The organism is Salinicola aestuarinus, assembly GCF_003206645.1.
Taxonomy (GTDB): domain Bacteria; phylum Pseudomonadota; class Gammaproteobacteria; order Pseudomonadales; family Halomonadaceae; genus Salinicola; species Salinicola aestuarinus.
Genome location: NZ_PZJP01000005.1, coordinates 414,157 through 425,668 on the forward strand (window position 1 = coordinate 414,157; position 11,512 = coordinate 425,668).

At 63.2% G+C, this 11,512-nt stretch carries 8 protein-coding genes; all 8 read right to left on the reverse strand.

Annotation, left to right across the window (positions count from 1 at the left end; all coding sequences use genetic code 11):
- Positions 1–6: 6 nt before the first annotated feature.
- The 8 genes from DOM41_RS17870 to DOM41_RS07305 all read right to left on the reverse strand — a co-directional run bounded on the left by DOM41_RS17870 (position 7) and on the right by DOM41_RS07305 (position 11,479).
- A complete protein-coding gene (locus DOM41_RS17870) occupies positions 7–837 on the reverse strand; it encodes an energy transducer TonB (protein ID WP_110686161.1) in 831 nt (276 codons plus the stop codon).
- Between the two features lie 652 nt (positions 838–1,489).
- Entirely contained in the window at positions 1,490–3,346 is a 1,857-nt protein-coding gene (gene pepF / locus DOM41_RS07275; protein ID WP_157956879.1) for an oligoendopeptidase F, read from the reverse strand.
- 120 nt (positions 3,347–3,466) lie between these two features.
- On the reverse strand, positions 3,467–5,074 hold the full coding sequence (locus tag DOM41_RS07280) for an ABC transporter ATP-binding protein (protein ID WP_110686163.1): 1,608 nt from the start codon (positions 5,072–5,074) through the stop codon (positions 3,467–3,469).
- Between the two features lie 10 nt (positions 5,075–5,084).
- Positions 5,085–6,050: an ABC transporter permease subunit gene (locus DOM41_RS07285; protein ID WP_110686164.1), complete on the reverse strand. Its 966-nt coding sequence runs from the start codon at positions 6,048–6,050 to the stop codon at positions 5,085–5,087.
- Positions 6,051–6,094: 44 nt separating this feature from the next.
- Positions 6,095–7,021 carry an oligopeptide ABC transporter permease OppB gene (gene oppB, locus DOM41_RS07290; RefSeq protein WP_110686165.1) on the reverse strand — a complete coding sequence of 309 codons (927 nt, stop codon included), beginning with the start codon at positions 7,019–7,021 and terminating at the stop codon, positions 6,095–6,097.
- A 49-nt stretch (positions 7,022–7,070) separates the two neighbouring features.
- Positions 7,071–8,678: a peptide ABC transporter substrate-binding protein gene (locus DOM41_RS07295; protein ID WP_110686166.1), complete on the reverse strand. Its 1,608-nt coding sequence runs from the start codon at positions 8,676–8,678 to the stop codon at positions 7,071–7,073.
- Between the two features lie 70 nt (positions 8,679–8,748).
- Entirely contained in the window at positions 8,749–10,302 is a 1,554-nt protein-coding gene (locus DOM41_RS07300; RefSeq protein WP_245391770.1) for a peptide ABC transporter substrate-binding protein, read from the reverse strand.
- Positions 10,303–10,540: 238 nt separating this feature from the next.
- On the reverse strand, positions 10,541–11,479 hold the full coding sequence (locus tag DOM41_RS07305) for a C40 family peptidase (protein ID WP_110686168.1): 939 nt from the start codon (positions 11,477–11,479) through the stop codon (positions 10,541–10,543).
- Positions 11,480–11,512: the final 33 nt, after the last annotated feature.

Here is an 11,512-nt window from a genome sequence, read left to right on the forward strand (position 1 = left end):
ATGGCGTCAATTGGGTAGCTGGAAAGCGATGGTCTGCAGGGCCCAGCCTTTGATCGGCGTATCGCCACGCCGCGCCGGTTTGAACCGCCAACCTCTTACCGTCTCCATTGCGGCTTCATCCAGCTCGCGATGACCACTGGATTGCACCACTTCCACCTGACCTGCCGAGCCATCCGGCATGACCAAAATCTTGACTTGGACATTGCCCTCATAGCCGCGGCGCAGCGCCAGAGAGGGATAGCGTGGCGGGGGGTTGCCCAGGCTCTGCATGCCCGAGACCGCCGGCGTCACCTCGTTGCTGGACGAGGCAGCGGAACTCTGACTCGCCTGCGATGGCGATGAAGCGCTCTGACTTGGCGTCGACGGCTGTTGTGTCGGCTGTGGCTCGGGTTCGGGCTGTGGCTCGGGCTCGGGCTCGGGCTCCGGCTCCGGCTCCGGTTCGGGTTCCGGTTCGGGCTCCGGCTCGGGTTCCGGTTCGGGCTCGGGTTCCGGCTCGGGTTCGGGCTCAGGTTCGGGTTTTGGCTCGGGAACGACCTCCTCCTCCGGCGGCATGACAGCGTGCTCATCGACCACCGGGACATCCTGGGTTTCCGGTTGCGGCGTGGGCGGTGGGGGAGGCGGTGGAGGGGCGCTCAATGACACCGTTACTTGCGAAGGCGCGGAAGCCTGGTTGGGCAGCATCTCTGCGGCGACGATCGGCTGGCGGTTGATCGACCACAGCAGCAGCCCGTGGGTCAGTGCTGATACGACGACCAGTACCATCACTTCAGAGCCAGAGATCGATCGTTTGTTCTTGTTCGCGCGCTCCCATGAGAGCGGATTCTCGGTCAGTGCCATAGTGTCTCGATTGTTCTGAATGCCGCTGAATCTGGCGCTGCCTTGAGCGCATGATTTTCCCTTCCCATAGCGAGAGCAATTAGCGTGCCAGTTCCAAAGTTATTTAAAGGGCGCTGATGCCGGATGCGTGTAACAGAATGTTAAATCGGACGCTTATTCTCAATCGTCAGGTTTTCGTCTTTCACAAAGTTATGATTAATCAGCTTTTTATGGAGGCGTAGAAGCGATCGTTGCCGTTGGGTACGACCGGTCGTCAACCTTTGATGGTTGTCGGTAGTGAAGGCGTCGGGCTGTCGGAAGGGCGCTGTGAAGCGTTCGGGATGTACTCAAGGATACGACAATTCAAAAAAAACGATTTTCCCTACCTGTTATCGCTATTAAAGAATTTTTTTTGCACTTTGGGTGTGCGATTTAAAAGTTAATGCACGCGAATGAAACATGCGTTTTACGTATGGTTTCATAGAGCAATTGAATAATCGGCAATGGGTTTTAATTATGCGTTAAACGTATTCGGCTATTCAAAAAATCAATAACAGTAAAGCGAAAATAATATGATGGGCGGGTTTTGAATCAAAAAAAGCGCCTTCCGGGGAAGACGCTTTGACAGTGGGGGAAGTGTCCCGCCGACGACGGTGCTTAGCGGGCGATGCGCTTAGCTGCTTTCACTTTCCCTAGCGTCCATGATGCGCTGGGCCTGATCGAGGAGACGGTCCATGGTGGCCATCAGGCTGTCGTAGGGCGCTGCCGTCGCGAGATCGACCCCGGCGTCCTTCAATAGCTCATAACCGCTGGCGGCGCCGCCCTGCGACAGGACGTGCAGATAATCGTCCCGCCACTGCTGCGGATCGTCTCTCAAATGCTTGGCGAAGACCTCGGCGGCCGTGATCGAGGTCGCGTACTGATAGACGTAGAAGTCGTAGTAGAAGTGCGGGATGTAAGCCCACTCGACGTACTCGGCCTCGTCGATATCGGTGACGCCCTCATCCACACCGTAGTATTTACGCAGAATCCGACCGTACATCTCCGTCATCCTCTCTCCGGAGAGCTGTTCACCCTTTTCCGCCGCTTCATGTATCGCCAGCTCGAACTCGGCGAACTGAGCCTGTCGGAAGAACGTGCCGCGCAGGGCCTCCAGCGCCTGGCCGATATAGAAGAGCCGCTCTTCCGGGGTGTCGGCCTGGTCGATCATCTGCTCGATGAGCAGCTGCTCGTTGGTAATGGAGGCGACCTCGGCCGTGAAGATGGAGTAGTTGGATGTCGTGAACGGCTGGGCCTCGTTGGACAGCATGCTGTGAACGCCGTGACCCCATTCGTGGGCATAGGTGGAGACGTCACTGTACCCGCCGTTGAAGTTCATCAGAACGTAGGGGTGAACATCGTAGGCGGACCCGTTCATGTAGGCGCCGGAGCGTTTGCCTCGGCTGGGATAGGCGTTGGTCCAGGCCGAGTCGGTCGCGTCCTCCAGCAGATCGGCATAGTGGCTACCCAGCGGTTGGGTGGCTTCGCGGGTGAGGCGCTGGGCGTCAGACAGTGTGAAATCCCGGTCAAGCTCATTCAGCGGCGGATAGATATCGTAGTAGTGGAGCTGGTCCACCCCCAGAATCCGTTGACGCAATTTCAGGTAGCGATGAAGCGTGTCGAGATGCGCATTGGTGGACTCGACCAACTGATGGTAGACCGCCGTCGGGATCTCGTTGCGTGAGAGGGCGGCTTCCATGGCGCTGTCGTAGCCCCGCAGATTGGCCTCAGTGACATGTTGCTGAACCTGGGCATTGAGCAGCGAGCCGGTCGTTGCCGTGTACTGCTTCCAGGTGGGCCAATACGCCTCGAAAACGTGCTTTCGCACGTCACGATCCGGCGACTCTCGCCAGCGGGCGTAACCGGCGGCGTCCAGCGTCACGCTCTCGCCATCGATCGTTATCTCTGGCCAGTCGATATCCGAGTTCGCCAGCAGCGAGTAGGGCGTGCCATGACTCATCACTGGTCCCAGGGCGGCCAGCGCCGACTCGGTCTGCGCCGATAGCGTATGCGCCGATTCGCGGATCACGGTTTCCAGAAAGCGACGGTGATCCTGCAGTCGATCATCGTCCAGCCAGTCGCTGAGCTGCTGCTGATCCATGGCGACCAGCTCGGGGCGGAGGTAACCGATGGCGGCGTCGAAGTCCGCACGGAGCTGGTTGGCCTCTGCCTGACGCGCCTGGGCCTCGGCGTTACGTAGGTCCTCGTCTGCCTGCAGAGAGGCATAGGTCGCGACGCGGTTGGTCGCTTTCTCGACTTCGCGAATCGCATCGAGGGCCTCAGCGAGCGCGGCGGGGCTGTCCGTCAGCGTGGCGCGGTACGCCTCGAGGCCATCGAGCTGTTCCTCGACGCGGTTCGAGGCCTCCTGCCACGCCGATACGGAGTCATAGAGGTCACTGAGATCCCAGCGGCCGTTGTCCGCAGACGGTGCCTCGTCCTGCGCGAGAGCGGTGGTCGTCAGCGAGACGCTGCCGGCCAAGAGACTCAGCACAAGCCAGGTCCGAATCCTGCGGTGACCCGCCGGTAGCGTTGTTGGAGCGATTGGAAACACGACAATTGCCTCTCGATTGATTTGTTGTTGTAGGCGTCAACGACGCAGTGTCGTCGCCACTCAGGCGGCGACGGTCTCCTCTTCCAGAAAAGCTGCCTTGAGCAGCGCCTGGGTGTAGGGCTCGCGGGGCTGCGTGAACAGCGCCTCCGACGGCCCCTGCTCGATCACCTGACCCTCTTTCATCACCAAAACGTGGTCGGAGAGGGCGCGCACCACCGACAGGTCGTGGCTGATGAAGAGATAGGTCAGGCCGTGCTTCTTTTGCAGGTCGCGCAGCAGATCGATGACGCGAACCTGAACCGAGCGGTCCAGCGCCGAGGTCGGCTCATCGAGCAGCAGCAGCTCCGGCTTGAGAATGAGTGCGCGAGCGATGGCGATACGCTGTCGCTGGCCACCGGAGAACTCGTGGGGGTAGCGGTTGCGCATCGCCGGGTCGAGGGCGACCTCCTCGAGCGCTTTGACCACTTCGGCGTCGCGCTGGCGGCGGTTCATCTCCGGGTGGTGAACCTTGAGCCCTTCGCTGATCACCTCGCCGACCGTCATTCGCGGAGAGAGCGAGCCGAACGGGTCCTGGAACACTACCTGTAGCCGCGAGCGCAGCGGCCGCATGCCGGACTTGTCGAGTGCCTGCAGATCGCTCTGCTCGAAACGGATATCGCCAGTGGATTGGAGCAGGCGCAGCAGAGCGCGGCCGAGGGTGGATTTGCCGGAACCGGACTCGCCGACGATGCCCAGCGTCTCGCCGCGGCGCACGCTGAGATCGATGCCGCGCACCGCCTCGAAGTAGTCGTCCTTGCCGAAAAGACGCTTCTTGAGAGAGAAGCGCACCTTGACGTCGCGCCCGCTCAACAGCACCGGCGCGTCCGCCGGGGCGGGCTCCTTGCGTCCACGGGGAATGGCGTCGAGCAGCATGCGGGTGTAGTCGTGCTTCGGGTCGTCGAACACCTCGAGAGTGCGACCGGTCTCCACCACCTCGCCGTAGCGCATGACACAGACGCTGTCGGCGAAGTGACGCACGATGCTGAGATCGTGGGTGATGAAGAGGATCGCCATGCCGTACTGCGCCTGCAGCGACTTGAGCAGATCGAGGATCTGCGCCTGGACGGTGACATCCAGCGCCGTGGTCGGTTCGTCCGCGATCAACAGCTTGGGCTCGCAGGCGAGCGCCATGGCGATCATCACGCGCTGGCGCTGGCCGCCGGAGAGTTCGTAGGGGTAGCTGTCGATGCGCCGTTCCGGTTCGGGAATGCCGACCTGCTCGAGCAGCGCCAGGACGCGCTCACGATTTTCACGGCCCTTGAGCTGCTTGTGCTTCTCCAGGACTTCACCGATCTGACGCCCGATGCGATGCAGCGGGTTCAGCGAGGTCATCGGCTCCTGGAAGATCATCGAGATGTCGTTGCCGCGGACGCGGCGCATGCGCTTGGGCGTGACCTCGAGCAGGTTCTCGCCGTTGAAGCGGATGGCGCCGGTCGTCTCGGCGAGCTCCGGCAGCAGTCGCATGGCGGCCGTCGAGGTCACCGACTTGCCGGAGCCGGATTCCCCCACCAGCGCCAGCGTTTCGCCCTCGGCGATGGTGAAGCTCACGTCCTTGACCGCCGTGACCGGACCGGTGGGCAGCTGGAACGTCACGCTGAGCTTGTCGATTTCGAGTAGTGATTGAGTCATCGAGAGATCCTCAGCGGGTCTTGGGGTCGAGGGCGTCACGCAGCCCGTCGCCCAAAAAGTTGAGACAGAAAAGCGTCATCGCGAGGAAGGCCGAGGGCACCAGCAACATCCACGGAGAACTCTCCATCATGTCCACCCCCTCGGAGATCAGCACGCCCCAGCTGGTCAGCGGCTCCTGCACACCGAGACCGAGGAACGACAGGAAGCTCTCCAGCAGGATCACCTTGGGAACCGTGAGGGTCACGTAGATGATCACCGGGCCGATGGCGTTGGGAATGAGATGACGGGTCACGATCTTGCTGTCGCGGACGCCGAGGGCATGGGCGGCCTCGATATACTCGCGCCGCTTCAGGGCGAGGGTCTGGCCACGCACGATACGTGCCATGTCGAGCCACTCGACGGCGCCGATGGCGGCGTAGATGAGAAAGATGTTCCGTCCGAAGACGACCATCAGCAGGATCACCAGGAACATGAACGGCAGTGAGTACATGATGTCGACGAAGCGCATCATGAGGTTGTCCACGCGACCGCCGAGATAACCCGAGATGGCGCCATAGAGCACGCCGATCAGCAGGCTCACGAAGGAGGCCACCAGCGCCACCGAAAGGGAGATCCGGCCGCCGTAGAGCACACGCGTCAGCAGGTCGCGGCCGTTGGCATCGGTGCCGAGATAGTGGGCGTTCTCCAGCGTCGGTCCGGTGCCGAACGCGTTCCAGTCGACCTCGGCAAGTCCCCAGGGCAGCAGCCAGGGGCCGACGATGCAGACGAGGATAATGGCCACCAGCAAGCCGAGGCTCGCCATGGCAGCACGGTTCTGGGAAAGCCGGCGCCAGGCGTCGCGTGCCAGACTTTCACCGGCTGGCGCCGCCTGCGCGGACGTTTCGGGCTCGGGCGAGCGCGGCGGATTGGGGCCGCCCGCGGGCAGCGGGGCAGCGTTGGCTTGTTCGCCGCTATAGGGCTTGGAATCGGATGTCATTAGCGGCCTCCCCCGGGTCGTTTTTGTGAGTAATGGGTCATGAATCAGTCGTCGTAGCGGATTTGCGGGTCGAGCGCCGAGTAGAGCAGGTCGACAATCAGGTTCATGACCACGATGAGGATGCCGTAGAACACCACGGTGCCCATCACCAGGGTGTAGTCACGGTTCAGCGCGCCCTGGACGAAGTAGCGGCCGATGCCGGGAATGCCGAAGATCTGTTCGATGACCACGGAACCGGTGACGATGCCGGCGATGGCCGGGCCGAGATACGACATGACCGGGAGCAGGGCGGGGCGGATGGCGTGCCGCCAGATGACCTCGCTCTCACTGAGGCCCTTGGCCCGAGCCGTCCGGATGAAGTGGCTGCCCAGCACCTCGATCATGCTGGCGCGCATCATCCGTGCGATGTAAGCGATCTGCTGGATGGAGAGCGCGACGACCGGCAGCACCAGGTTGGGCAGGGCGCCGCCGTTCCAGCCCCCCGCGGGCAGCCAGCCCAGCAGCACGCCAAAGACCAGTGCGAAGATCGGCGCCAGCACGAAGTTGGGCACCGCGATGCCGGTCAAGGCGGTCCCCATCACCACATAGTCCACCGTGGAGTTGCGCTTGAGCGCGGCGGCGATGCCCAGCGGTAGCCCCACGATCAGGGCCAGCAGAATCGCCAGCCCGCCGATCTCCAGACTCACAGGGAACCCCTGGGCGATCAGCTCGGTGACCGTGAAGTCCTTGTATTTGAATGACGGGCCGAAGTCGCCCTGGAGCAGGTTGCCCATGTAGCGCAGGTACTGCATCGGCAGCGGCTCGTCGAGATGGTAGGCGGCCATCAAGTTGGCCTCGATCTCCGGCGGTAGCTGGCGCTCACCGTCGAAGGGGCCACCGGGTGCCACGCGCATCAGGAAGAACGAGATCGTGATCACGATCAGTAGCGTCGGAATCGCCTGTAGCAGGCGCTTGAGGGTATAGATCAACATGCGTCGCGATCTCTCGGGCTTATGTCAGTCATTCCGGGACGGTCTCGTATCAGTTGTCGGAAAAGTGCATCCAGCGGCTGGGATGGGTGTCCATGGGGTTTTCCTGCCAACCCTCAAGCGTTGGTGAGACGAGCTTGGCCTTGACGTAGAAATAGAGCGGCAGCATGGCGTAGTCGTCTAGCAGGATTGCCTCGGCGTTGGCCATGAGTCGTGGGCGTTCGTCGAGGTCCAGTTCGTTCGAGGCGCGGGCCATCATGGCGTCGTAGTCGGCATTGCTGTAACCACCATGATTATTGGGCACGCCGGATCGAAATAGGTCGAGGAAGTTGCTGGCGTCGTCGTAGTCGGCGATCCACGGCGCCATGCCGATCTCGAAGTTCCCCTCGCGCAGCTTGGCGTAGTAGACCGCCGCATCGCTGTTGGTGAGCGTGACGTCGATGCCTAGCGGCTTCCACATTGCGGCTAACGCCACGGGGATCCGCTTGGTGTCCGGATTGGTGATGTAGTCGATGGTTAGATGCAGTGGGTTTTCCGAACTGTAGCCCGCCTCCTCGATCAGCTCGCGGGCTCGGATCAGACGCTCGTCCATCGGCTGTTCGGCGAAATCGAACTGCGGGCCGTCGTAATCGCTGATCGCGGTCGGCACCACGCTGAAGGCCGAGGGCTGGTTGAGCTTGGTGATCTGGCTGGTGATGACGTCGCGGCGGAGCGCCAGATTCAGCGCCTCGCGAATGCGCCGGTCGTTCAAGACACTGCCGGGACGCTGGTTGAAGGCGAAATAGAAGGTCGCCAGTATCGGCGTCTCGTGCAGCGCGTCGGGAAGATTCTCCCGGGCCCATTCGATCCGACCCTGGGGCACGCTATCGGCAGTATCGATATCGCCGGCGCGAAAACGGTTGAGGGCCGCGCGGGAGTCATCGATCGGCAGGAAGCGAACCTCGTCCAGCGCCACGTCATCGACAGCGTGAAAATTCGGGTTCCTGACCGCCGTGATGTGGTCGTGGGAGATCCACTCGCTCAGCTTGAAGGCCCCGTTGGAGACCATGTTGCCGGGCTTGGTCCAGTCGCTCCCATGGGCTTCGATGGCGTCCTTGGGTACCGGGTAGGTCGATGCGTGCCCCAGCATCTCGACGAAGTAACCTGTCGGGCGTGTCAGTGTCACTTCCAGTGTCTGAGCATCGCTGGCTTCGACGCCGAGCGTTTCGGCGGCGCTGTCTCCACTGTTGACCGCCTCGGCGCCTTGGATCGGCGACAGCATATACGCGTAGGGTGCGGCCAGCGCCGGACTGAGAATACGTTGCCAGGCGTAGACGAAGTCCTCGGCGGTCAGCGGTGTCCCGTCAGACCATTTGGCGTCGTCGCGGAGATGGAAGGTGTAGTGGAGACCATCATCGGAGCGCTCCCAGGATTCGGCGACACCCGGAATGATGCTGCCCGAGGCATCGCGTGCGACCAGTCCTTCAAAAAGATCGCCAACGATGCTCGATTCCCAGGTGCCGGTAGAGAGCTGAGGATCGAGTGTCGAGGGTTCGGCGCCATTGTCGCGGCGGAGAACCTGCCTGTCGCCCTCGATGTCTGCCGCGGCGAGTGGCGGCGTCAGCGCCAGTAGCGCGCAACCGGCGCCTGTCAGTAACTGTTTGATTGTTTTGTTGATCATGCCGAAATTCGCCCTCTTTACAGCGATGTTGTCATTGTTAGCGGGTGTCTTGGCGAGTCTGCGAGTGGGCTCATTCCTCCTTGGGAAGCGACAACCACCGTGACAGGTGGCGATTGAGCGCGTTGTCCTCCCAGCCTTCGAGCTTGGGAGCGACCAGGTTGCGAGAGACGTCGACGTAGACCGGCATGACCGCGTAGTCGCCGAGTGCCTGGCGCTCGGCCTGCTCGAGGAGTGCCTGACGGGCGTCGGGGGCGGTCTCGCGGGCGGCGCGATCCATCAGCGTGTCGAACTCGTCACTGGCGTAGCCGCCGTAGTTCTTGGGCGAGTCGCTCTGCAGGATGCCAAGGAAGTTGCTGGCGTCGTCGAAGTCGGCGACCCAGCTACCCCGACCGATGTCGAAATTGCCGTTGGCGAGCTCGGAGTAGTGCACCGCGCCCTCGGCGTTGACCAGTTGAACGTCGATGCCGAGCGGCCGCCACATGGCGGCCAGCGCCACGGCGATGCGCTTGTTGGCCTCGGTGGTGGAGTAGCGCAGCGTGAGTTCGAGCGGGTGATCGGGGTCGTAGCCGGCATCCGCCAGCAGCGATCTGGCTTCATCCAGTCGAGCGTCCATGGGCTGGTCGAGCCCCGGCATCGTCTGCGCGGCGTAGTGGCTGACCCCGTCGGGAACGAAGCCGCTGGCCGGTGCGACCACGCCGCCCATGATCTGGGTGGCGATCACCTCGCGGCGGGCGGCCAGATTGAGCGCTTCTCGCACGCGAACGTCGGCCGTGGGGTGACCGTCGCGCTGGTTGAGCGCGAAGTAGTAGTTGGCGAGCTGCGGGGCGAGGTGGGCGGCATCGGGAAGGTTTTCCTGCAGCCACTGATAACGATCCGGCGAGAAGTCGCGGACGATATCCAGGCCGCCGGCACGGAAGCGCTGCAGACCGCTACTACGGTCCTCGACCGGGTAATAGTCGACGCCGTCCAGGGCGACTTCATCGGCGGCATGGAACTCGGGGTTCTTCACCGCGGCGATATGGTCGTGAGAGACCCAGCTCGTCGGCGTGAAGGCGCCGTTGGTGACGATGTGCGCCATCTGCGTCCAGCCGTCACCGTACTGGGCAATCACATGCGAGGGCGCCGGGGAGGCGGCGATATGCGCAAGCAGTGTCGGAAAGTAGGGCGTGGGCCGGTTCAGCGTGATCTTCAAAGTCTTGGCGTCGACGGCTTCGACCCCCAGCGGCGGCGCATCGGCTTCGCCCTTGGTGTGGGCCTCGGCGCCGCGGATGGCATAGAAGAGGTTGGCGTAGACGGCGCCGTTGTCCGGCTCGAACAGGCGCTGAAAGGCGAGCACGAAATCGTCGGCGACGACCGGTTCGCCGTCGGACCAGTCGGCCGTGTCACGCAACCGAAACGTGTAGACGCGACCCTCCTCGCTCAGCGACCAGTCGCTTGCCGCCCCGGGGACGTATTCGCCGGCGGGGTCGAGAGTGACCAGCCCCTCGAACAGATCGCCGAGAACGTCGTTCTCCCAGGTCGTACCGCCGATACGGGCGGTGTCGAGCGACGCCGGCTCACCCTGGGTACCCAGACTCAGCGTGGCGGCGAGCAGCGAGGTGCTGGGCGAGAGTGCTATCAGCACGCCGAGCGTTAGCCGGGCGAAACGGCGCGCTGAGCGAGCCGTCGCGCGCGACCTGACACATCGGGGAAGTGACGATTTCAGCATGATCGAGCCATCCAGGTGGGTTGTTATTGGCAGGGCCGCTGTCGATGGCAGCCCCGTCTCGATCCCATGTTATCCAAATCCGCCCAAACCCATGTGGCCGGGCGGCTTCGCCTCGATCATCGCGTGACAACCGAGCAGCGTTACATTGGCGGCGTCAGCCGAGGTGTCGCCTGACGGCGCAGAGTTCACGGGCGTAGCAACTTCCGCTGAGCTGGCGACACTCGATGCGCGCATTGTTGGTCGGCGCGTGCAGTATCCGATCCTCTCCGAGATAGAGCGCGACGTGATCGACTTGCACACGACCGGCGTCGTCGGGCTTTTCGAAGTAGAGCAGGTCGCCGGCGCGGCGCGCCTCGAGACTCACCGATGTTCCCGTGTCCACCTGATCGCCGGCATCGCGAGGGAGCGTCACGCCGACCGCGGCGAAGAGACTGTGCACGAACCCGGAGCAGTCGAAACCGAAACCGCTGTTGCCCGCCCATAGGTAGCGCAGACCGTCAAAGCGTCGCCCCATTGTCTCGAGCGTTGTCGCCGTGTCCTTCGGGTCGGCGGTTTCCGCCAGCCGCACGCTCTCCCGCGAAAGCCAGCCTCGCCCCAGCGCGGTGACGACATCGACGCGGGCGTCGCCAGCGTTCACGGGGGCCGCCAGGGCAAGCTGCGTCGCGAAGCTGATCTTGACCGGTGTGCCGCCGACCCGCTGAAGCCAGGCCGTGGGGGCCGTGACGAATACCCGGCCAGAGGCATCCCCCGATTCACGCTCTCTGGCGACGCCCGCGGCGTCGGCGAGTTGCGCGGTCGGTAGCCAGCCCGGGTAGCCGCGAGCATCGAGCGACGAGGGCTGACTGGGGACGACCACGCGACTCCAGGCCATACCGTCCGTCCCCGTTGCGGTTTCGATCACGGTGACCGGTGTGTCCAGTAGCGCCTGCGTCGCGAGACGCTTCTCGCGGCAGAGCGCCAGTCGGGTGGCATCATCGAGACCGGCGAGCCAGCGCTCCATCGCGACCGGCGCAGTGAGCGCCGGCGCGTCGACGGCTCGTGGGGTGTCGATGCCGGTCCAGAGACCGGCGACCGCCACGCCGATGCAGGTCATCGACGGGTCCTCGCGCCGCGCAGGGTGCGCGGC